This is a genomic window from Dictyobacter sp. Z7_2, from assembly GCF_057551105.1.
Genome location: NZ_BAAJPE010000001.1, coordinates 3,392,577 through 3,419,440, shown reverse-complemented (window position 1 = coordinate 3,419,440; position 26,864 = coordinate 3,392,577). Strand labels below are relative to the sequence as shown.

The 26,864-nt window shown below is 52.2% G+C and carries 4 protein-coding genes; 3 read left to right on the top strand and 1 reads right to left on the bottom strand.

Annotated elements, in window-relative coordinates:
• Positions 1-72 precede the first annotated feature (72 nt).
• From fxsT to AC27N8_RS13360, 3 genes are all read left to right on the top strand, one after another.
• Positions 73-2,601, top strand: a complete 2,529-nt coding sequence (gene fxsT, locus AC27N8_RS13370; RefSeq protein WP_487067782.1) for an FxSxx-COOH system tetratricopeptide repeat protein — start codon at positions 73-75, stop codon at positions 2,599-2,601.
• Positions 2,602-2,798: 197 nt separating this feature from the next.
• Positions 2,799-11,825: a type I polyketide synthase gene (locus AC27N8_RS13365; protein WP_487067780.1), complete on the top strand. Its 9,027-nt coding sequence runs from the start codon at positions 2,799-2,801 to the stop codon at positions 11,823-11,825.
• Positions 11,809-25,131, top strand: a complete 13,323-nt coding sequence (locus AC27N8_RS13360; RefSeq protein WP_487067778.1) for an amino acid adenylation domain-containing protein — start codon at positions 11,809-11,811, stop codon at positions 25,129-25,131. Before AC27N8_RS13365 ends, AC27N8_RS13360 begins: the two co-directional genes overlap by 17 nt.
• Here AC27N8_RS13360 and AC27N8_RS13355 read toward each other — a convergent pair.
• On the bottom strand, positions 25,128-26,489 hold the full coding sequence (locus tag AC27N8_RS13355) for a condensation domain-containing protein (protein WP_487067776.1): 1,362 nt from the start codon (positions 26,487-26,489) through the stop codon (positions 25,128-25,130). The two genes, AC27N8_RS13360 and AC27N8_RS13355, sit on opposite strands and share 4 nt — an antisense overlap.
• Positions 26,490-26,864: the final 375 nt, after the last annotated feature.

Genomic DNA, 26,864 nt, shown 5'->3' with positions numbered 1-26,864 from the left:
CATCTGGTATGCATTTCAGTGCATTTCTGTGTATTCCAAAAAATGCTTTATTTTTATAGGAAAAACAAGATTATGAACAATGTAGATGTTAGTACCTTTGGAGACTTACTCATCTCTTTACGCAAGCAACGGCGTATTAGCCAGAACGATCTGGCCGATAAGTTGAATGTCCATCGTAATACTATCGGAAAATGGGAACGTGGCATCTGCTTACCAGAACGCAAAACGCTTGTTCTAGAGCTTGCCAAACACTTACGTCTCAATGATCTCGACACACGACAATTACTCGAAGCCAGCCTGACTGCACTCTCCACACACTGGCAGATGCCCTATCAACGCAACCTCTTCTTCACCGGGCGCGAGGATATCCTGGAACAATTGCACCAGGCCCTCAGCCCTGCCAATACTACCTCTTCCCATCAATCGTACGCTCTCAGCGGCCTGGGAGGCATCGGCAAAACGCAGACCGCCATCGAATATGCCTATCGCTATGCCAACGACTATGCCGCCGTCTTCTGGATCAGTGCCGACACCAATGAAAGTATTACATCAAGCATCATCGCCATTGCACAACTCCTCAATCTTGCAGAAAAACAAGAACAAGACCAGGGAAAAATTGTGGCAGCCGTCGCCCGCTGGCTCGCCAGCCACAGCGATTGGTTATTAATCTTCGATAATGTCGAAGATGTTGGGATGGTCAAAGACTTTCTTCCCACAGCGCGTGAAGGTTCCCGCTTGCTCACAACGCGCCTCCAGGCCCTGGGCACGCTCGCGCACACCATTGATCTGGCCAAGATACCACTTGATGAGGGAATACAATTCCTGCTACGCCGTGCCAAAATCTTGCGACCTGATACCTCCCAAAAACATCTACCGCCATCCGAAGTTACCGCCGCCAGAGCCCTCACGCTCACCCTCGACGGCTTACCCCTCGCACTCGATCAAGCTGGTGCTTACATCGAAGCGACACGGTGCAGTGTGGCCGACTACCTCGAACTCTTTCAATCCTCACAATTACGCCTTCTCGACGAGCGTGACACCTATGCAGACCACCCTCATTCTGTCACCAGAACATTTACCCTCGCCTTTGAGCAAGTCCAGCGCAATAGCGTATTGGCAGCCGAACTACTAACTGTCTGTGCCTATCTGGCTCCTGAAGCCATTCCCGAAGCTTTTTTTATCGAGGGTGCAGCAGAATTTGGAGCTACCTTTGCGTCACAGGTCTCTGATCCCTTCCATCTCCAAACAGCCATCAAAGTCTTGTTAACCTATTCGCTACTTCAGCGCAACGCGGACACGCGCATGGTAACGGTCCATCGACTTGTGCAAACGGTACTCAAGGGACGTTTACCAAAAGCTGCCCAACGCATCTGGGCCACGCGTGTCACATGTGCGATGAGCAATCACTTCCCGGCCGATGAGACAACACACGTCAACTATTGGCCAGATTGTGACCGCTTGCTCCCCCATGCCCTGGCATGTCTGGCTCTGAGTGAACAGTGGAGTGGAAACGGACCACAGCATATTACCTTGATCAACCGGGTCGCCACCTACCTCATAGAACGTGGACGTTATCCAGAATCCAAACGACTCCTCCTGCAATCATTGCAGCTTGGAAAGCAGATGCTTGACCCCGAACACCCTCTTATCGCAGAAGCGCTCAATCGTATGGGATCGCTCCACCTGAGGCAAGGAAAGTATGCAGACGCCGAGTCATATTTCCAGCAAGCATTAAGCATTCAGGAGAGCACCCACCAAAAAGATCAGCTTCCTATGACTGGTACTCTCAGTGGATTGGCCACACTGTACATGCGTCAGGGAAAGTATCAGCAGGCCGAACCTCTCTTCCTGCGCGCCTTAGCTATTCGTGAGCAAGCATTAGGAACCGACCATCCTCAGGTCGCAAACTCTCTAAGTGGACTGGCCATTCTCTATGGAGATCTGGGGAGATACCAGGAAGCTGAACCTCTCTATGTACGAGCCTTAGCTATCCGTGAGCGGACATTAGGTCCTGACCATGCTCAAGTAGCCACTTTACTCAACAATCTGGCCGAGGATTATAAGCAGCAAGGCATGCATCAAAAGGCGGAACCTCTCTTCCTGCGCACCCTGAAAATCTGGGAACGGGATTTAGGGCCTGACCATGTCCGTGTTGCTTATCCTATCAACAATCTGGCCGATCTCTGCGCACAGCAGGGAAAGTATCAAGAAGCTGAAGCACTCTTCCTGCGCGGTCTGAAAATCTGGGAGCAGGGATTGGGGCCTGAACACGTTCTGCTCGCCGATGTACTCGAAGAGCTGGCTCTTCTCTACATCAAACAAAATAAGCTATCAGAGGCTGAACCGCTTTTGCAGCGTGCCTTACGGCTGAGGGAAAATGCATTGGGGCCTGACCATAGTGCAGTTGCAGATAGTTCACTGTATCTGGCACAGCTCTACCAACTCCAGCAACGACCGAGAGAAGCGCTCCCACTGTATCGGCAAGAGCTAAGGATTCGAGAACAAACGCTGGGACCAGAACACGAAAAAACCAAAACCGCTGACACTACCTATACCAATCTTTTAAAGGAGCTCGGCATGGATAAAGAGGATGCCCTCTGATTTCTCAGTTCCCTTGTTCTGGTAGGAAAAATACGATACACGCGGTATGACAAAACTCCACACATCCAGTATGCTTACAAAGACTATTACATATCTATTTATTCAATAAATCTTCCTTTTACTTTCATACTTGCGTGTATCCCTGAGACACAATCTTCCGGTCGCAGGCACAGAAATCTACCAGGATAAGATCGACTATGCAGACACAATCGTATGATGATGCTTATGAAACGACGCTGGCTCTGGTTGGCCTGACTGGCCGTTTTCCAGGTGCGAGCTCAGTTGATACTTTCTGGCATAATCTTACGCAAGGAAAAAAGTCGATCCGCACACTGACCGATGATGAATTACTGGCGGCCGGACTAGATCCTGCCCTGCTATTGCGGCCTGGTTATGTCAAAGCGGGAGCACTCCTTGACGACATCGATCTCTTCGATGCTGCCTTTTTCGGCTATACGCCTCGCGAAGCCGAGGTTCTTGATCCTCAGCATCGCCTCTTTCTGGAATGCAGCTGGGAGGCGTTAGAACAGGCAGGATATCATTCCGACAGCTATGCTGGTCAGATCGGTATCTTTGCTGGTTCCGGCTTCAGCACTTACGGCGTCAACAATCTCTACACCAACCCAGGCATCATTGAAGCGCTCGGTGAATTTCATGTCAATGTCAGCAACGAACATGACTCATTGGCATCTATGGTAGCCTATAAACTCAACCTGCATGGACCTGCACTCTCTGTACAAACCTTCTGCTCCTCATCATTAGTCTCCATTCATCTGGCCTGTCAAAGCCTCCTCATCTACGAATGCGACATGGCACTGGCGGGAGGAGTAGCCATCAATGTGCCCCAGGTCAGTGGATACCAGTATGAAGAGGGAGGGATACTTTCTCCCGACGGTGAATGCCGCACATTCGATGCGCAAGCGCAGGGCAGTGTGATGGGAAGTGGTATCGGAGTTGTGGTGCTGAAACGCCTGGAGTCCGCCCTCGCCGACGGAGATCATATTTACGCCCTGATCCGTGGTTCCGCAGTCAATAATGACGGAGCTCAACGGGTCAGCTATACCGCTCCAGGACTCACTGGACAGGCGAAAGTGATCACAGAGGCGCTGAGTAACGCCAATGTAGCCGCTGAGACCATCAGTTACATCGAGGCACACGGTACTGGGACCTCACTTGGAGATGAGATTGAGTTGGCGGCCATGCTCAAAGCCTTTAGCCAGGAGACGCAAAAAAGAAACTTCTGTGCCATCGGTTCAGTAAAACCAAATATTGGTCATCTCGATCGAGCCTCGGGCGTGACTGGCCTCATCAAAACAGCGCTAGCACTCTACCATCAACAAATACCGCCTCAGCTAAACTTTACAGCGCCTCAGCCCCACCTCTCATTAGAGGAAAGTCCTTTCTATGTCCCCACTGCGCTGCAATCCTGGCTGACAACCAATCAACCGCGACGAGCGGGAGTCAGTTCATTTGGGCTTGGTGGTACAAATGCACACGTAATTTTAGAAGCCGCCCCCACCAATCAAACGGCCAGCCCTCCTCATACGCACGCGCTACTGATCCTCTCGGCAAAAACGCCCGAGGCACTACAAAAGCAAGCCAGCAGCCTGGCCAGTCATCTAACCCAACATCCCGAACAGACGCTCACCGATATTGCCTATACACTACAGGTCGGACGCGCCGGGTGGAACTACCGCACCACAGTCATCGGCTCAACGCATCAGGAAGTCAGCACACAACTAGCACAATTTGCACCGACGAGCACCGTAATCCCAGAACAGACACTGCGGCAGAGAGATTTAGCGCTCTTCTTCCCAGGCGAGAGTACCTTCAATCAACAGTGGCTACACGCCCTCTCACAGCACATACCAGAATTCCGTACCGAAGTTGAACAGCTCATCGAGCGCGCACGTCCCTGGCTCGATGCCTCTACACACCACACACTACGCTCTACATGGTCAGCCCTGGCAATAGCCCCACTCAGCCATGAGCAACGACGCAGTCTCAGCTTCCTGACAGAATATGCACTGGCCCAATTGCTCCAAAGAAGCACGATAGTACCAACTCCTCAATCATTCTATGGCTATGGTACCGGTGAGTACACAGCACTCTGCGTAGCAGGCCTGCTCTCATTTGAAGAAGCCCTACTCTTGATTACTCATCAAAAGTCAGGGCAGCCGGCACGACCATACGCGCCTATCGCCATAACCTATCATTCTCACCTGACAGGAACTCGCATCACAGCCAGTGAGTGGCATAATCCAGGCTTCTGGCGTGCGATCGAACACCCTACTCTGGCCCTCTCGACGGTACTCGCCCAATTACCAACGCAGCCAGACATACAGCCACCAGTTTTTCTCTTCCTTACATCCAAACATTGCCTGCCACCGACCAGCGCTAGCCGATCCATCATTGCGCTAGAGACAGATGATTATCCGCTTACGAAATTCCTATTATCTCTCTCAGGAAAACTCTGGCAAGCAGGTATATCCATTGACTGGAAACAACTCTATCGCAACGAACAGCGCCAACGTGTACCGTTGCCGACCTATCCCTTTGAACGGAAACGGTACTGGATCGATCCACCACTTGTACGCAAACGTCAGGCAGACTATCAAGCCAAACAGCAACAAAAAGCGCCTGAAAAGACGGCTGATCCCAAACAATGGCTGTATAAGCCGCTCTGGAAAAAAAATCCGTTACCCACACACCACTCACAGCAGACACTCCAGACAATGCCACGTACCGCCTGGCTACTCTTTATTGATGCGTGTAACATCGGAGAAAGGCTAGCGCAGCAACTCACCCAGGCGGGACACACCGTTCTCAAAGTCTATGCAGGCACACAGCGCACAGATCCGCACAACGGTTCAGCCACGATCCGGCCGGAGGAAGCTGAGGACTATCACCTGCTCTGCCAACACTGGCTTGCCCACACCAGCCAGCCACGTCAGATCATCCATGGCTGGAGTATTACCTCTGAGCAGGAACAATCCACGCTAGAGGAACAACAGCGACAACACCAAAGGCAACAGCAAGCAAGTTTCTACAGTCTCCTGTATCTGGCCCAGGCGCTAGGTACACAATTCCATGCTCAAACCCTATCGCTACGCGTGCTCTCCACGATGCTGCAAGCGGTCGAGCCGGGAGAATGGCTACACCTGGGAAAACAGACACTAGCAGGTGCCTGTAAAGTTATTCCGCAGGAACACACGCATCTACTCATCCAGAGCATTGATATACGGCTCGCCGACGATACGCATGAAACGGAAAGGCTTCTCCAGTCCTTGACAGACGAGTTCACCCACGACATCGAAGATATGACGATCGCCTATCGAGCGCATCAACGTTGGACACAACAATATGAGCACATTCGGATCGACGACAAGCCCGCGCCAGAGCAAGCGCTACGTACGCATGGGGTTTACCTCCTGACAGGAGGATTAGGACAGGTTGCTCGACAGATTAACAGCTATCTTGCACACACCTTTCAGGCACGACTCGCATTGCTCATCCGCACCCCTTTGCCTGCTCGCACAGAATGGACACAGTGGCTGGCCCGGCATGAGCAGGATAATCGCACCAGCAAGCTCATACAGCATATCCTGGAACTGGAGTTAGCCGGGGCAGAAGTACTACTACTTCAGGCCGACGTAACGCAGAAACAGCAGGTAGAGCAAGCTATTCAAGCAACCTATCGACGCTTTGGCACGCTCCATGGAGTCTTTCACACGGCAGGCTGCTCTGATGCGGCCGCCTTCAAAACGCTTGACGAGCTCGATCTGGCAACATGCGAGCTGCATTTTCGTCCCAAAATCGCGGGCCTGTACACGCTAGAGCAAGCGCTACGTGGGTGTCAACTGGATTTCTGTCTCCTCTTTTCATCGCTCTCAGCGATACTTGGTGGATTGAGTTTTGCCAGCTATAGCGCCGCCAATCTATTTATGGATGCCTTTGCGTCTCAAAAAAACCTGCAAGCCGCCAACCAGCGCTGGATCAGTGTCAATTGGGATACCTGGCACAGCGAGGGTGATACTCATGGAGTACTTGGCAAAACGGTCGCAGCCTACACCATGCAGACAACCGAGGCTCTAGAGATCCTTCAAGCAGTGCTCGCCTCGCAGCAAACCCACCTCATCATCTCGACGGGTGATCTATCGCAACGCCTGCGGCAATGGATTCAGCTCAACACCATCCATAGCTCGACAGAGACAGCGCTGCCGGCTGCCATATCATCAATAGCCCAGACAACACTTTTACCCATTGCCGAATTACGTGCCACCTATGCGCAGCACATGAGCCGTATCTGGCAAGAGGTGCTCGGTCTGGAGCAAGTCAACCCTTACGAGAACTTTTTCGATCTCGGAGGAAATTCGCTCAGCGGCTTACAAGTTCTCAGCCTTCTGCGCAAAACACTGGAGCGTTCCATTCCCATCGTGGCGCTCTTTGAAGCCCCAACCATCAGCAAGCTCGTCGAGTATCTTCTCCCGCCGCCATCCGCAGAGACGAGTCAAACACCGGAGCCTGCACCAACTAATCAGCTAGAGCAACGCCGGACAGGGACCCGTTACACTGATCAATCCGAGATAGCAATCATTGGCATGGCTGGACGCTTCCCTGGGGCAGCTACGATCGAGCAGTTCTGGCAGAACCTTTGTGATGGGATCGAGTCGACGACGCTCTTTTCAGATGCAGAGTTGCGAGCGGCGGGCATTGATCCACAGATCATCGACCATCCCAACTATGTAAAGACACGACCAATCCTGGACGATATCTCAGGCTTTGATGCATCTTTCTTTGGCTATAGTCCCCGCGAAGCCGAACTCCTTGATCCCCAGCATAGACTTTTTCTGGAATGTGCCTGGGAAGCCCTTGAACGTGCAGGCTATGCGCCTTCCAGCTATGAGGGATTGATTGGTGTTTTTGGTGGAGCAAATATCAGTAGTTATCTGCATCATCTATTAACGCAAGAGGCAGTAGTTGAAGCCTTCAAAGATCTGGTCGATGGCTATCAGATCTCCGTTGGCATGGATAAAGACTCTTTGACCACCAGCGTCTCCTATAAATTGAATTTGCATGGACCAAGTCTGGCGGTCCAGACCTTCTGCTCAACCTCGCTGGTCGCCGTTCATCTAGCCTGTCAAAGCCTGCACAATGGAGAGAGCGACATAGCGCTGGCGGGGGGTGTCTCGATCCGCGTGCCCGACCACACCGGACATCTTTATCAACCCGGCGGACAGGAATCGCCCGACGGTCATTGTCGTGCCTTTGATGCTCAAGCGCAAGGCAGTGTCTTTGGAGACGGCGTAGGGATCGTCGTCTTGAAACGTGTTGTGGAAGCCATCGAGGATGGAGATCAAATCTACGCCGTGATCAAAGGTTCGGCGATCAACAACGATGGAGCAGAAAAGGTAAGCTACAGTGCTCCTGGCATTAACGGTCAAACGCAAGTAGTCCAGGCGGCGCTAGCTCGTGCTGGCGTCACAGCCGAGAGCATCAGTTATATCGAAGCGCACGGAACGGGCACCGTACTGGGAGATCCCATTGAAATCGCGTCACTGACAAAAGCCTTCACATCCAGCACACAGGAAAAACAATACTGTGCGCTTGGCTCCGTCAAAACCAACATCGGTCATCTGGACCGTGCAGCCGGCGTTATAGGATTAATCAAAGCAGCGCTGGCCCTGCATCATGAAAAGATACCCGCCACGCTCCACTATCAGCAGCCCAACCCGCAGATTCCATTCTCAGACAGTCCATTTTTCGTCAATGACACGCTCCGTTCCTGGCCACGTAGCACTACAGCACCACGTCGAGCTGGCATCAATGCGCTTGGCATGGGAGGAACTAACGCGCATGTGATCATTGAAGAAGCTCCCATCCTACCTGACGCACCATCCAGCCAGCACAGACATCTCCTGGTGTTTTCAGCAAAAACGCTCACAGCTCTGGATCGCATCTCTGAAAACCTGATCCATTATCTGCAAAGCGAGCCGACCGACAACCTTGCAGATATAGCCTACACGCTCCAGGTCGGGCGGGAACGCTTTGCATACCGTCGCACACTCGTCTGTGAGAATCACCAGGACGCCTGCCAGCAAATCACCGCACAGCTTACGACCCAGCCAGCACCTACGCCAGAAACGCATCAGAACAGGCCCGTCAACTTCCTTTTCCCTGGTATTGGAGAACTGACAGAGGAGATCACTGCTCACCTCTATCAACAAGAGAAGGTTTTTCGCACACAGATCGATCGCTGCTGCACCCTGCTCAAACCGCTCATGAATCTGGATCTACAAAAATTCTTTAGCACGCCCACCAGTTCGCTCTGGCAAAAGACCCTGTACGCACAGCCACTCACCTTTATCATCCAGTACGCCTTGGCCCAACAATATCTTCACTGGGGAATTCAGCCCCAGGCCATGTTTGGTTACAGCCTGGGCGAATACGTCGCAGCCTGCCTTGCAGATGTCTTCTCCCTGGAAGATGCATTACACCTTGTGGCGCGACGAGCCCAACTGATCCAGGAGCAGATTCCCGGTTCGATGCTCTCAGTTGCGCTCTCGGAGGCCGAAGTGGCCCCTTATTTGAGTGCCGAGATCTCATTAGCCAGCATCGCCACCCCCCATACCTGCGTTTTAGCCGGAGAAACGGCCGCCTTAACATCGCTTGCAAACCAGTTCAAGAGGCAAAGTATTGCCGCCAGCTTCCTGAAGACTGAGCACGCCTTTCATTCCAGCTTACTTGCTCCAGCGCAGAGTGAACTCACTCGACTGTGCCAGACCATCTCCCTTAAAGCGCCTCGCATTCCTTACATCTCGAATGTGACTGGTACCTGGATCACACCCGAACAGGCCACGAGCCCTACCTACTGGTCGCAGCACCTCTGCCAGACGGTCCAATGTTCTGCTGGCATCGAAACCATTTTACAGATAAAAGATCAGGTCCTTTTGGAGATAGGCAATGCTCAAAGTCTGACCATATTTGTGAAACAGCATCCTGCCTGTAGCATGGAGCAGAGAGCCTACATCTTTGCCAGCCTCCCTTCACCCCACGAGCGCACGCCGCAAGCACACGTGCCCTTCATCATCCTGGGCAAGCTCTGGCAGGCGGGGGTAGCGCTTCGTTGGACCACCTTCTACAGCTCAGAAAAGCGCAAACGTATCCAACTGCCCACCTATCCCTTTGAGCATCAACGCTATTGGATTGAAGTCTCGGCCTCTTCTTCATCTGGTGACACAGTACAGGCACCAATGACTGAAGCCCTCTCCGCAGATCCCATTGAAGCACTCGTGCAGCAAGAAGGAGCTAAGCGACCATTTGCAGATTGGTTTTATCTGCCATCTTGGACCCGCTCAACCTTACCCTCATCTGATCAACTACGTACCAGAATGCAACGCGAGGCGGTCCGCTGGCTCCTCTTCGTGGATAGCCACGGACTCGGTCTAAAGCTCGCCAAAAATTTACGTCAGCTGGAGCAGGAAGTAATTACAGTGACAGCAGACAGAGCATTTAAGTGTCTACGACCAGATACATATACGCTTCGCCCCAATGAAGCAAGTGACTACGCAGCACTCTTCCATGCGTTAGAGCTCTCCTCGCGGCCACTCCCACAGATCATACATTTTTGGTCGCTCGATACATCCTCGCCCCACTCCACCGATGCACCACACGAACGTGGCTTCTACAGCCTCCTGGCCCTGGCGCAAGCCTTTGGCACTTTTGAAACGACGGAAACGCAATTAACCGTCGTGACCAGAGATCTTTTTGAGGTCGTCGGGACAGAGCATCTACGCTTAGAACAGGCAACGGTAATTGGCCCATGTAAAGTCATACCCCAGGAACACCCCACCCTGCGCTGTCGTCTGGTTGATCTCACACATGGAACATACACTACTCGAGCGCACGCATTTGTTGCCTCCGCCCTGTTGACAGAATGCCTGGCCGCAACATCTGACACTGTAGTAGCGCTCCGAGGAACACACCGCTGGATACAAACATTCGAGCCGTTGCGCCTTCCACCGCCACCGCCGGCCCAACAAACATTCCGCCCGCGGGGAGTCTATCTCATCACGGGTGCGCTGGGCGGGATTGCACTGGCGCTAGCGAATTTTCTGGCGCGCACCGTTCAAGCCCGGCTCGCGCTTCTGATACGTACCGAGCTACCTCCACGAGCGCGATGGGCTGACATTATTGCCAGCAGCGATCCCCACAAAGGGCTTGGTTATCAGCTTGGTCAATTGCTAGAGCTGGAGGCGGCTGGATCGGAGGTTCTTATTCTTCAGGCTGACGTGAGCGTTAAGGATCAAGTGCAGAGCGCGATTGCCCGGACGCTAAAGGTATTTGGGACGCTTCACGGAGTTTTTCATCTTGCGGGTTCGCCAGCCGAAGGACTGATCCAGCGCAAGACCCGCCAGATGGTCAAGCAGGTCTTCGCCGCAAAGATTCAAGGGACGCAGAACCTATCGCATGCACTGCAAGGCATTTCACTCGATTTTCTCGTCCTCTTCTCGTCGCTCTGCTCGACGACAGGTGGAGGACCTGGGCAGATCGATTACAGTGCAGCCAACGCCTATCTTGACGTCTATGCTCAGCAAGCGAAATCAGCGCATCGTCAGATCATCGCGCTCGACTGGGACGAATGGCAATGGAATGCCTGGGAGAAAGGACTGATTGGCTATCCACCTGAGATGCAGCGTTATTTCACATTGCGCCGTCAACGCTTTGGCATCACTTTCGCCGAAGGAATGGATGTGCTATGCGCACTGATCGGCAGTAATCTTTCGCAGGTGATCGTCTCTCCTGAAGATTTCTTACAAATGGTCGCGGGAAGTACCTCTTACTCGGTGGAGAGTATTACGCACGATGTAGAGAACTTCCGTCTGCAACACGATCCAGGAACCAGCCATTATACGCGCCCACTCCTGGGTACCGCATATGTTGCCCCGGACAGCGAATTGGAGCGGGAGATCGCATCTATCTGGAGCACGCTTTTGGGTATTGAGCACATCGGCGTTGCGGACAACTTTTTTGATCTCGGCGGACACTCTCTGATTGGGATGCAGCTCATGACGCGCCTGCGCCAGACCTTTGGAGTAGAGATCCGCCTCACGACTCTTTTTGATGCTCCTACAATCGCCGAGTTGGCACTGGCGGTCGAGATGTTGCTGATTGATGAAATTGAGCTGTCATTTGAGGAAACTGAACATGTATACGAAAGATGAACTTGCGCAACGACGTGCGCGTCTCTCCCCTCAACATCGAGCCAAACTGCAACAGCGCATCCAGCGAAGTGCATCCGAGCAACCACATGCCCACGCCACAGAACCTATCCCGCAGCGTGAAAGAAACCGTCCCATCCCACTATCATTCGCGCAACAACGACTCTGGTTCTTACAGCAGTTCACGCCCAGCAGCACGGCCTATCACGAGATTATCGCGCTCCGCCTCGAAGGAAACCTACAATATGCCTTCTTAGATCATGCTCTCACGACCCTGATCGCGCGTCACGAGATCCTTCGCACCACCTTTCCACTTCTGGATGAGAACGTCCAGCAGATCATTGCACCCGCCATGGATGCCACGATCCCGCTTATCGATATAAGCGATTTGACAGCTGAGGAAAAAACGCGTGCCATAGATCTGCACCTGGAAACGTCTCAACGCCCCTTTGATCTGGCCCGAGAAGATGCATGGCGCATCTGCCTGCTCCGTCTCGCCGAGCAGGAACACATATTCTTCGTCTGTATGCATCATATCATCACCGATGCCTGGTCATTAGAAATATTTGTGCGCGAAATCACCCAACTCTACCACGCCTATAGCCAGGGATTGCCTTCGCCGCTCCAACCACTCCCTATCCAATATGCTGATTATGCCTGCTGGCAGCGCCAATGGCTCAACGACCAGCATCAAGAGGAGCAATTAGCCTACTGGCAAAAGCAACTCATCCCACCATTTCCCTTGCTCGAATTTCCCCTGGATTATCCTCGTCCGCCCATCATGAGAAACAAAGGACAACGCCAACGCTGGTCAGTAGCGCCTGAGCTCAAAGAGCTGATTTATCAGCGCTGCCGCCAACAGAACGTGACGCCATTCATGTTTCTATTAGCAGCCTTCCAGGTCCTGCTCTATCGTTACAGTTCACAAGAGGAAATTATCGTCGGCTCGCCGGTAGCGGGACGCATCCGCCCTGAACTAGAAGGACTACTTGGATGCTTTGTCAATACGCTGGCTTTCCATACCCATCTTACAGCAACGAGCTCATTCAGCCAGATACTTGAGGAGCTACGTACGACCGCATTGGAGGCTTACGAACATCAAGATCTGCCATTTGAAAAGCTCGTCGAAGTGCTACAACCGGAACGCAGCATGGCCCATCATCCAATCTTCCAGATAGCATTTGTCTGGCAGAACGTCCCGCTCAACACACAGACGCTTAGCGACCTTCAGATCGAACCTTACGAAATCGAACAACAAACAACACGCTTCGATTTCACGCTGGTCTTGCAGGAAACGCCTCAGGAGATCAGTGGCTATGCTGAATTCAATACTGATCTCTTTCAACCGGCAACCATCAAGCAGATCTTATATAGCTACGAGCAGCTACTCACCTCCCTGGCACGTCAGCCCGAGCAAGCGTTGATGAACATCTCGCTCTTGACACAGTCGGAGACCCAGCGGCTGCTCGCACGCTGGAATGCAAGCATACAGGCAGAGCCTACTCAAGATTCCTGCTTACATCAGTTCATAGAGGCGCAGGTTGCCCGCACACCTGATGCCATCGCCCTATGCTTTGAGGAGCAATTCATCACCTATCGACAGCTTGATGAGCGTGCCAATCAACTCACACACTGGCTGCTCCAGCAAGGAGTCCATCTTGAGAGCTTTATCGGCGTGCTACTGGATCGTTCTCACGATCTCGTCATAGCGGCGCTGGCGATTCTCAAAGCGGGAGGTGTCTACGTTCCTTTTGACCCAGAAGAGCCTGCTGAACGCCTGGCGAGCATGCTCACCGACCTGCACCCTATTCTGCTACTCACACAGAAACAATACATCACACGGCTCTCCGCCCAGCCAACACCGATCCTGTGCCTGGATGATCCCACTTACTCCTGGCGCAGCAATGCAACGACAGCACCGCAGAGCCAGGTCCAGCCACAAAATCTGGCCTACCAGATCTACACCTCCGGCTCCACAGGAGCGCCCAAGGGAGTCATGATCACCCATCAGAACATCACCCGGCGTGTCCTCTGGCAACAGGAAGCCTATCCGCTCACAGCGACCGACACGACCCTCTACAAAATGGCCGTCTGTTTTGACCCCTCTATCAGTGACATCTTCTGTCCACTCAGTGTTGGCGCTCGTATAGTTATCGCCCGCGCTGGCGGACAGAAGGATCATGGATATCTACTTCATCTCATACAGATGCACAACATAAACTTTTTTAGTACCATACCCTCATCATTGCGCGTGATGCAACAGGAGCCTGCCTGGGACATCTGCACGAGTATTCGAATGGTCATGTGTGGAGGTGAACCGCTTTCGCCAGAGATTTGCGCCCGCTTCACATCCAGCCATCCTCAGGCGCAACTGATAAACCTGTATGGACCAACCGAAGCGACGATCCAGGCATCCAGTTGGCCATGCACAGCAACCCCACATCCAACCATCCCGATAGGATATCCTGTCTCCGACACACAACTCTATGTGCTCGATGCGATGCTCCAACCCGTTCCCGTTGGAATGACAGGCGATCTATATATCGGTGGCATAGGACTGGCGCGAGGCTACTGGCAACAACCAGGCGTAACCGCAGCAAATTTTTTGCCACACCCCTTCGCAACTCAACCTGGTGAGCGCATTTATCGTACAGGTGACCTGGCCCGCTATACAGCGGACGGGACATTCGAATTTGTGGGGCGAACCGATCATCAGGTAAAAATTCGTGGCTTCCGCATCGAACTTGCAGAGATCGAGCGTGTATTACTCCTCCACGACTACCTGCAAAACGTCATTGTTCTGGAGCAACCGGAGGAACCACAACTCCGCGCCTATCTGAGCCTCAAACCCAATCGCTACGTCGCACCAGCAGATCTACAGAGCTTTCTACAAGAGCGCCTCCCAGCGCACATGATTCCAGCCGTGTATATCTATCTCCCTGAATTTCCATTGCTCACAAGCGGCAAAGTTGATCGCAAACGCCTTCCGCCACCTGATCTTGCATCTCGCCGTGCCCTCCTTCCACACAACATCATTAAGCCACGCGAACCGATTTCGGAAATACTAACCACGATCTGGTCACAACTGCTCAAAGTATCAGAAATTGGCATTGAGGACAACTTTTTTGCGTTAGGTGGTCATTCGCTCCTTGCGACACAGATGAGTGCGCAAGTACGTAAAATCTTTGGGATTGAACTTTCGCTATCACACTTCTTCGCGACCCCAACGATCGCCGCCTTAGCAGCGGAGATACAAGGACAAAGCACGACAACAACGCCGCCTCTACGAGCAGTTGCACGCACGCAACCCCTACCGACCTCCTTCAGCCAGCAACAGCAATGGCTTCAGGACCAACTGGCAACAAAGGATCAGTTGCGCCACATCTTTGGCGCGGTCCAACTCCAGGGAAACCTCGACATTGAGGTGCTTCAAAGCAGCTTCGACCTGATGACACAGCGTCACGAGGCGCTACGGACCACCTTTCAGATAAGCGCGAATGACCTGACCCAACAGATTCATGCCAGCGGACAGATCCCCCTTACCATCATCGATCTTCAGGAGCTAAATGAGCCAGCAAGTACAACCGCAACAACTACATTTATAAATGAAATGCGTCGTTACGATTTTGATCTGGCACATGGTCCACTCCTCACGGCCAGCCTACTCCGCCTGCGGACAGACACCCATCTGCTTCTCATCGCAGGTCATCACATCATTTTTGACGGCTGGTCAACAGAAATTTTCCTGCGCGATCTCGCACAGTTTTATGCCACCAGGCTCACAAACGTACCAACAGAGCTTCCTGCGCTCCCTTTACAATACGCCGACTATGCCACCTGGCAGCAGCAAGCGCTGCCAGCAGAGAGACAGGAGATACTACGCCAGTATTGGCAACAACAGCTCATCAACCTGCCCGTACTCCAATTGCCGCACCTGCACACGCCTCCCCAAAAATCAATCTTCCGTGCCGAGACCTTCTCGCTTCAATTCTCCCCGCAGCAGACGCAGGTATTCATACAATTCTGCCAGCATGAAGGAATAACGCTCTACATGTTATTTCTGGCAGCCTTACAAGCGCTCCTTGCCCGCTACAGTGGTCAGGACGATATCGTCATCGGCTCACCGATTGCGGGCAGAAATGCGGCTGACATGGAAAATGTCATTGGCAGCTTTATGAATACGCTTCTTTTACGTATCGATCTATCCGGCAATCCATCTTTTCGGACACTTTTAACGCGTGTGCGTCAGAGTGCACTGGGAGCCTACGCCCATCAAGAACTACCATTTGAGCAGCTCCGCACGCTATTGCCTCTCAAAGAACAGACGGAGCATCCATCACTCTTCCAGGTACTCTTTGCGCTACAAAACACACCTGAAGAGGACAAGACATTGCCAGACATCACTGCAACCTTTATCCCGCTAGAAAGCCTGACGACACCTTTTGAGCTCGACCTCACGCTCTGGCAAGCACAAGAACAATTGATGGGGAGTCTCAAATACAATGCGGAAATCTTCGATTCAAAGCTGATAGAGCGTTTCAACAACGATTTTCAGGCATTTCTAGCACTGGTTGTTACCGACCCGGAGCAGCATATCGCCTCCGTCCAACTCATCTCATCTCAAGATGCATCGAAGCTACTACAGATCTGGAACAATACCGACACACCTTACGCGCAGCATACATGTATTCATCAGCTTTTCGAAGAACAGGCGGAACGCACTCCTGATGCGCTTGCCGCTCTCTACAACGACACGACACTCACCTATCAGCAACTCAACCAGCAAGCCAACCAGATCGCCCATCTGCTCCTTGAGCAGGGAAATGCTCCACAGCAACAGACAGCGCTCCTTCTGGATCGCTCACTGGAGATATTGCCCGCCCTGCTGGGCATCTTAAAAGCGGGCAACGCCTACATCCCGCTCGAGCCAGACATGCCACCCAGGCGCTTATACGCCATCTTAACCTCCTGTACGCCAACGGCCCTACTCACCCAGAGCAAACATCTAGAATTGCTCGCTCAGCTTGATCCACTTCCCGCCCTCACCACCATCATCTGTCTGGATAAGCTTTCGCTGGATGAGACACAAGCACAAGCATATGCATCAAGAGAGATCCAGTTGATGCAGGCAGCGGATCTGATAACACAACCGACGCACAATCCGCCTCAACGGATTACAGCGGACGCGCTGGCTTATATTATTTTCACATCAGGCTCAACTGGGACCCCAAAGGGAGTGATGATTCAGCATCGAGCGGTCATCAACCTCATCGAATGGGTCAATCAAACCTTTCTAATCACGCAGCAAGATCGTCTACTTTTTATTACCTCGCTCTGCTTTGATCTCTCAGTCTACGATATTTTCGGGATGCTTGCTGCCGGAGGTTCCATCCAGATCGGGCCTACCGAAACGCTCCAGAATCCCGAGAGCCTGCTCGATCTCCTCTATCAGGAGCCCATCACATTCTGGGACTCTGCACCTGCGGCCTTTGGGCAACTTTTACCTTTTCTCGCCAGCGCCCCACAGAGCGCTAGCCAGTTACGCCTGATTTTTCTCAGTGGTGATTGGATTCCCATTAGTATGCCTGATCAGCTTCGGCAAGTCTTCCCAAACGCCGAGGTCGTTTCGCTGGGAGGAGCTACTGAAGCAGCTATCTGGTCCAATTTCTTCCGGATTACCTCCGTAGCAGAAGAATGGACCAGTATCCCCTACGGTCGCCCAATTCAGAACGCCCGCTACTACATTCTTGATGACTATCAGCAACCCTGTCCACCGGGAGTGGCCGGTGAGATCTATATTGGAGGCCAGTGTCTGGCCATTGGCTATACGAATGACCCCGTACTCACGGCGACGAAATTCTTGCCCTCACCCTTCGCGCAGACGTCTGGAGAGCGCCTCTATCGCACAGGTGATATGGCACGCTTCTGGCACGACGGTATCATCGAGTTCCTGGGAAGACGAGATACACAGATAAAAATTCGCGGTTTCCGCATTGAAACAGGCGAAGTTGAAGCCGCATTACTGCATCATCCACAAGTACAGGGAGCGATCGTGCTGACCCAAGCAAAAAACCGGACAGACAAAAAAATTATCGCCTACCTTGTCCCCAAATCGGGACATCCAACGCTTTCTTACCGTACCCTACGCGCCTATCTAAGCGAGCACATTCCAGACTATATGATACCAAGCAGCTTTATCTGGCTCCCCCAACTGCCTCTATCTCCCACTGGAAAAGTCGATCGTCAGACGCTGATCACACTGGCTCAGGACCCATCAACTGAAGATGATGCCGGGCTAATCCTGCCACAGACGCCACAAGAGATACTTTTAGCTCACATCTGGAGTAAAGTGCTCGGACGTGAGCAGGTTGGCATTACGCAAGATTTCTTTGAGATAGGTGGTCATTCTTTGCTGGCCACTCAGGTTGTGGCGCAGATCCGCCAGCTTTTCCAGATCAATTTCCCGTTACGAGCGATCTTTGAGCAGCTCACGATTGAGAAAATTGCACTGCAACTGATTCAACTCCAACGAGAGCAGCAGCACTTCTCCCATCCCAGCCTGCAACCACGCACGCAACAGAGCAACATCCCACTCTCTTTTACGCAGGAGCGCCTCTGGTTCCTCGATCAATTCAATCATAGCCACGGCGCATACAATCTGGCGACAGCGATTCGCCTGGCAGGCATCATAGACGTATCTGCGCTAGAAAATAGTCTCACCTATCTCGTCGCCCGACACGAAGTCTTACGCACAACGTTCACCGACCAGGATGGCATCCCACAGCAGATCATCCACACCCCCAGGCCATTCGCGCTCTTACAAAGAGATCTCACCTCATTCGAGCATAGAGAACGTGAAGAGCTTTTGCCCCAGATCCTCAATCAGGAGGCCCAATACGCATTTGATTTGACTCAGGGACCACTGATGCGCGTTCAACTTGTGCGTCTCACCGAGACAGAGAACATCTTAATGCTCACCATCCACCACATCATCACCGATGGCTGGTCGATGCAGCTACTCATCCAGGAACTCATCGCCCTCTACCAGCACATTCACGCTGGAGAGCCGCTCCAACTGCCGGAACAGCGCTTACACTTTGCCGATTACGCCATCTGGCAGCGCCACTGGATGCGGGATAGTGTGCTTGAGCAGCAGCTCGCCTACTGGAAAAAACAGCTAGCGCACGCCCCCATCCTGACCTTACCAACCGATTATCCACGACCGGCCCAGAGATCATTCCGAGGTGCACAACTGCATTGTACACTCTCGCTTGCCCTCTTAAAACAGCTGCAACGCCTGAGCAAAGAGGAAAATGTCACGCTCTTCATGACGCTGCTGGCAGCGTTCCAGATCCTGCTTGCCCGCAGCAGTGGACAGGAAGAGATTGTTGTAGGAACCTCGATAGCCAACCGTCCATTTGCCGAGATGGAACAGATCCCCGGCTTTTTCGTCAACACGCTGGCGCTACGCACCGATCTGTCGGCCGATCCAGACGTGCGCACCTTGCTACATGCAGTGCGAGAGACATGCTTGATGGCCTATACCCATCAAGATCTGCCCTTCGAAAAAATTGTGGACGCCTTACAGCCAACGCGCACCCTTAGCCAAACCCCACTCATTCAGGCACTGATAGTCTTACAAAACCAGCCTGGCTCAACCACAACGCTGCCTGATCTCAGCGCAGAATCCTACATATTACAAAATCACAGCGCCCGCTACGACCTCTCGCTCTACCTGACAGAGACCGAGGATGGACTGACAGCGATGTTCGAGTATAGTACAGATCTTTTCGCTGCGGAGACGATCCAACAGATGATGCAGCGCTGGCAACTGCTCCTGGAAGGCATCGTCGCGCATCCAGACCAGAACATCTCCATGCTCCAGCTCATGACCAGTCAGGAGCAGCAACACATACTCAAGCTCTCGCTGGGTCCATATATGCCCATCGACTCATCCCGCACGCTCTCACAACTATTTGAGGAGCAGGTCCGGAAAGCGCCGGCAGCGCTGGCTCTGCTTGCAACAGATAACACAATGCTTACCTACGCACAACTCAATCAACAGGCCAATCAACTGGCGCACGCGCTCTACGCCCGTGAGAGGAATACGGAAAGCTGCCTGGGAGTGTATCTAGAACGTTCATTTGATCTCGTAGTTGCGCTACTCGCCATACTTAAAATCGGCGCGACCTATGTAATCCTTGACCCAGAACTGCCGGGGAAGCGTCTCTCATTCCTGATCGCCGACGCAGCCCTTGATCTGATTATTACGCGTGACACCCTGCAATCAACGCTACCAGTTACATCTGTGCCAGTTTATCTCATCGACTCTCAGACGCTAGAACTACAGCCCGGAGACAACCTTGAGCTCCCGCTCTCGACCGAGCAGCGTGCCTATATCGTCTATACATCTGGTTCAACCGGCCAGCCACAGGGAGTAGAGACAACGCATGCAGCGCTTTTAAATCGCTTCACCTGGATGTGGCAACGCTATCCTTTCACGCCAGCTGATCGCAGTTGTCACAAAACGTCATTCAACTTTGTTGACTCCTGCTGGGAACTGTTCGGTCCTCTCTTACAAGGATGCTCGGTCCTCCTTTTCACCGAGGAGCAGATGCGTGATTTTCATTATCTGGTTCCTGCCCTACAGACGTACGCGATCAGCCGCATCATCCTCGTCCCCGCACTACTACGTGCCATCCTGGAGGCCTTTCCGCAGCTAGCAGATGTCCTCCCCAATCTTAACTACTGGACCAGCAGCGGTGAGACCCTGACACTTGATCTGATACACAGCTTCAGGCAACAGCTACCAGGAAAACACCTGCTCAACCTCTACGGCTCATCCGAAGTGGCTGCCGATGTCACCTATCATGAAGTGACTGAGCATGAGACGGACCAGACTGCCATCGCTATTGGAGTTCCCATTATCAACACCGATATCTATCTTCTCGATCGACAACGGCAGCTGATTGCGCCCGGCATCGTTGGCGAGATCTATCTTGGAGGAGCTCAACTTGCTCGTGGTTATCACCATCGGCCAGACGCGACCGCGCAGCGCTTCCTCCCACATCCCTGGAGTCAGATAGGAGGCGCACGTCTTTATCGCACAGGAGATCTCGGCTTCCGCACAACCTCGGGTCTACTCTACTATCTAGGCCGCAGCGATCAGCAGCTAAAGTGGCATGGCTTCCGCATCGATCCCACAGAGATTGAAATGGAGCTACGTCGTCATCCAGCTATCCGGGAAAGCATCGTACAGCTCAAGCAGATCGCCAATCGCCACGAGGACGAGACACAATTAGTCGCTTACCTTGTTCCAGACAGTGACGAGCAAGCACCGCTCACACGCCCCCAGATACGTGCATTCCTACAGGACTACTTACCCGACTACATGCTACCAACGCAGTTCATCTGGCTGCTGGAGCTCCCGCTTCTTCCCGGTGGAAAAGTCGATCGGCAAAGCTTGCTAGAGTTGGAACTTCCATCTGAGGCGGCAAACACAGCCTTGATTATGGCGCGTACGCCTCAGGAAGAGCTGTTAGTAGACATCTGGCGTCAGATTCTCAAGCTCGATGTTATTGGAACAACGCAAGATTTTTTTGCACTTGGAGGACACTCATTGCTTGCGACTCAAGTCATGGCTCGCATTCGTCATGCCTTTCAAATTGAACTCTCCGTACGCATTCTCTTTGAAAGCCCAACGATCATCGAACTATCCACCCAGATTGATCAAGCGCGCACGACTCCCACTGGCCTGCAACTTCCGCCACCGCCCAAGCTTATCTCGCGCCCACAGACGCTACCGCTCTCCTTTGAACAAGAACGCCTCTGGTTCCTGGAGCAGCTCACCCCTGGCAATCCAGCACAGACATTACCTGTAACGCTCCGCCTACGTGGTCCTTTCCATCTCGACGTCCTACAGCAGAGCCTGAACGCATTAAGTGAACGTCATGAGATTCTCCGTACCATCTTTCCCACACACATGGGACGTCCAGAACAAATCATTTTGCCTGCTGATGTCGTTCCCATCTCATATCATAAAGTTGCGTCAGAGCAACATTCAGAACACACCATACAACAACAAATCCAGCAAGCGCTCCGCCAGCCCATTAATCTCATGCATGGACCAATCTGGCGCGTCTCGCTCTGGCGTCTCAGCCCAGACGACCATGTGCTGCTGATCCATCTTCATCACATCATTGCCGACGGCTGGTCGATCAACCTCCTGCTGCAAGAACTTGCCACCTTCTACCAGGGGACACTCGACCAGCAGACAGTCAATCTACCCACGCTCCCGCTACAATTCGCGGATTACGCTCTCTGGCAGCGTCAATGGTTGCAAGGTGAGCCCCTCCAGCACCATCTCGATTACTGGACAGAACTATTAGCGGGTGCGCCCTTCTTATCGCTTCCAACCGATTATCCTCGCCCAGAAAAGCTCACTTTTAACGGAGCGCGTCAGGCCAGCACCGTATCAACGGAAATTTTACAGCAGCTAAAATCTCTGAGTCAACAAGAGCACGCCACCCTATTTATGACGCTCTTCACGGCCCTGCACATCTTGCTGGCAGGCTGGACCGAGCAGCAAGACATCGTTATCGGTACCGTGATTGCCAACCGCAACCATCTTGAAGTGGAACATCTGATTGGCTGCTTCATCAACATCCTACCCATTCGCATCAGTAGCACAGAGAAGGACTCCGCCAGTAGTCTGCTCGCCCGAGTACGTGCGACGCTCCTCGAAGCCTACACCCACCAAGAGTGCTACGTCGAAAAAATCGTGCAAGCGGTACAGCCCGACCGTAGCGCGAATCAGCATCCACTCTACAGCATCGCCTTCCTGCTCCAAAACTACGCGCCGGTACAATTCCCCGACTCAGCTAGTGGAGCACTACAGGTGCAGGCGCAATCCATCGAGGCCGAGTATGCGCAAATGGATCTGCGCTTCGTGCTTGAAGAAACAGAGAGTAGACTCACAATCCAGTGCGAATACAATACCGATCTTTTCGCCGCCACAACCATCAGCACACTTTTGACAGCTTATCAGAACATCCTCGCACAACTTGGCGAACAGCTAGCAGAGCCACTCGCCACGTTTGTGCTGCCGACAACATTGATTGAGCAGGCAGAGGACGCCAGACGGCGCGACCGAAAGCAGCAAATCATCATTGCATCAAACTTTACCGCCGAGCCAATCCAGGATACTCTCACATTCTGGATGCGCACACTCAAGTTGCCCTCGACGCTCCAGATCGCGCCCTATAACCAGATCATGCAACAATTACTCGACCCACAAAGCTTTTTTATGCAAAATTCCTGGGGCTTTAACCTTGTGCTCCTCTCGCTCTACTCCTGGTACAGCCCTGCATCCAATGACGCAGAGACTGACGCACATGACCCAAAGCCAGACGCAGTTGCAAGCCAGCATATTGAAAGCCTTTCCAGACTTGAGCAACAGCTCGCTGCGTTTACACGTGCGCTTCACGCCTACACAGATCAAACCCACACACCATTACTGCTCACGCTCTGTCCGCCACCACCCGATCTCACCACAGAAATTGCAGCATTTATAGCAGATCAGGAGAGTCGCTTACTCGCAGAGCTTGCCAACCTCCCACAAGTATTTGTCACACAGGCGCACGAGATACTACAAAGCTATCCCGTAGCAACATATTATGATGCACAGACAGATGAATTAGGAAAAATCCCCTACACGTGTCCATTCTTTACATCCCTGGGGACCAGCCTTGCCCGCACGATTCATGCATACCATCAAACTTCGTACAAGGTTCTGGTGCTTGATTGCGATAATACTTTATGGCAGGGATTTTGTGGTGAGGATGGGATCCAGGGGATCACGCTTGATCAATCAGCCATTGCGTTGCAAGAGTTTGTAATGGAACAATACCGAGCAGGGATGCTTATCTGCCTGTGCAGCAAAAACAATGAGCAGGATGTCTTCGCCGTCTTCGAGCATTATTCCGACATGCCTCTACGCCGCGAACATCTCATCTCCTGGCGCATCAACTGGCACTCCAAGTCCAGCAACATACAAGAACTGGCTCAGGAATTATCGCTGGGGCTGGAAAGTTTTATCTTTCTCGACGACGACGCGCTTGAATGTGCCGAAGTGCAAGCGCATTGTCCCCAGGTCCTTACGCTCCAGTTGCCAACCAAGCAAAAGCAGGCCACCTCATTTCTCCGTCATCTGTGGGCATTTGATCACCTACATACCACTGACGAAGACAGCCAGCGCACCCAATTCTATCGTGCGGATCAGCAACGCCGAGCTTTTGAGCAGAAAACGCTTTCATTTGAAGGCTTCATGGCGGAACTTGATCTGCATATCGAGATCACGCCCTACGACCACTCTCAACTTGCGCGCATTGCTCAGCTGACCTGGCGTACCAACCAGTTCAATATGACAACTCGACGCCGCACAGAAGCTGAACTTCAACAATTGCTCACCGCTACTCACAATCAATGCCTGACAGTTAAAGTTAGTGATCGTTTCGGTTCCTATGGATTAGTTGGTTTACTTATCTTTACCACAACCGAGACCGATCTCGTAATCGATACCTTTCTCCTCAGCTGCCGAGCTCTTGGTCGTCGGGTCGAACATCAGATGCTGACAGAACTGGGGAAAATCGCGCAGGCGCAAGGCTTACGTAGGATTCACATCCCCTATATCCCCACCTCCAGAAACCTGCCCGCCCGCACATTTCTACACGCCGTCAAAGAAACGATGCCTGGAGTGGCCCAACAGACAGACACATCTTTCTCAATCTCTGCGGCAGCAGCCGCTATGTATAGAGCACCATTAGTCGTCAACCAACCAATCGAGCAGACACAGGCATCTGGCATAATAGCACCAACGACCGTGATGCCCTCCCAGATTGGGCCGTCCCAGAACATTCATGCAGAGATACTCCAGGAGATCGCGGCCGAGCTCAATCAGGTTGCCACTATTTCTGAGCGTGTCATACTTGAGCAACGCCGCCAAACGACGACGCTCGTAGAATTTGTCGCGCCACGCACCCCGCTTGAAACGCTCCTGGCGCAGCTCTGGCAAGACATCCTGAACATCGAACAGGTAGGCATCTACCATAACTTCTTCGCGCTCGGAGGAGATTCCCTGCAAACCACGCTGATGATCGCGCAGATCAACACAGCACTGGCGATCAACCTGCCCTTACAACATCTATTTGCGGCCACCACAGTCGCCGATCTGGCCTCGATACTCTCAACAATCGTCGAGGCGGATATTCTGGAAGAGAAAATACAAGAGCATCTGGAAGAGTTAGATTAGAGGATCGCGATAAATGCCTGAACCGCTTTCACGAAATCGTCGGAGACACGTTGCATGGTCGCTTCATGATAAAGATTTTCTTGATAGGACCATTCCGCAACCAGACGATCGCCATCAATGAACATAGTCACGCTAATTTGTACCGGATCAATCATACTATCGCCTATCAGATTTTCGACGCGTTCTTTGGCTGGCTGAATCGTGGGATCACTGCTCGGAGGCTGCTTACCCAGATAGTTAAAGAGTATTTGCGGCTCCGGTTGGCCTTGAAATTGCTGCTGCACATCCGGACTCGTCAGATAACGCAGGACTCCAAATCCCAGGCCATATTGAGGAATACGTGCAATTTGATCTCTAACGGCTGCGATACTCTCATGTGGACTTGAGAGACCTTCACCTCGAAAAAAGAAAGGTACCACATTGGTCAACCACCCGACGGTACGCAGCAGATCGATACCTTCAAATTGTATTTGACGACCATAATTGGATAATTCAACCAACATATCACTCTTGCCAGTCCATTTTTTATAGACCTGAAAGAAGGCCGCCAGCAAGATATCCAGGACCGACAGATCACTTCTGGTAGCGGCGACCAGGATAGCCGTTTCTTCTCTGCTCCATTGTATATCCCAGGCACGCAGTGGAGCCGGTAAGGTACCGAGCTTAGCAGGATAATCGACCGGAAGTGGTGACGCCAGCCTGCGTTGTGGATCAGTCCAATAAGGCAGTTCCTGCTGCATCGTAGCTGTTTGAGCATAAGCTGTCAAAAACTCAACATAGCGCTGCACAGAAGTAGTCTTTGGAGGTAATTTAGCACTTTTCCCTTGGACCAAACGTCGATACAAGCTTAGCAAATCGTCAGTCACGATGCCCCAGGAAAAGCCATCGCAGACAAAATGATGAAAAATGAAGAGCACGCGACAGGGCTGATCATATCCCAGTGAAAAATGGACAATTCGTAAGAGAGGTCCATGTACCAGATCCAACGTCTCCTGAAAGCGCCGCACCTCCTCCTCAAGTACCTGAGTTTGGAGATGAAGATCCACATGCGAAAGATCACGCGTTTCGAAGGGAACATTATCGTCAGGCTCAACGATAAAGGATCGACAACCAGTTTCAGTCTCGACAAAGCGCGAACGCAATCCATCATGATGCAACATCACAAGGCGCACGCACTCGCGCATAATATCCAGATCAATCTGAGTAGTAATCTCCCATAATGCCGACATATTAAAGATATGCCTTTGTGCATCCGGCCTTGAGTGTATATGCAAAACCGTCGGCGTCACCAGGACAGGACCACTTATCACTCCTTGATCACTTTCGTCGCTTTTTCCCTGAACTATTTCGCGCTTCATAGCTTCTCGATTCTTTAAACGTCTCTTTTTCCCAAAACTCCTTCCCATTTTACAACCATTCTACTTTCGCCGCAATCTCGCCTGAACTACAAAATAGTTACAGCATCGGATGCAGGTACGCCTACACCGGCAGGTAATATCCTGTATCCGAAAAAGCTCCAGAGTTGTCTGAAAAGCATCAAAGTGATATATTCAGATAACCTGGGAATAGCCCTCTTGACAAAAGGCCTTACCACCCATGTTGACCAATCGGTCAATATTTTCGAGATAAAAATTCTGATCTTAGCCCGGTTTGGTAGAACAAGACGTGCCCAGCCTCGACTCGCAAGGATAACTGAATTGATGACAAATAAAAAGAGCATGATGAGAAAATGC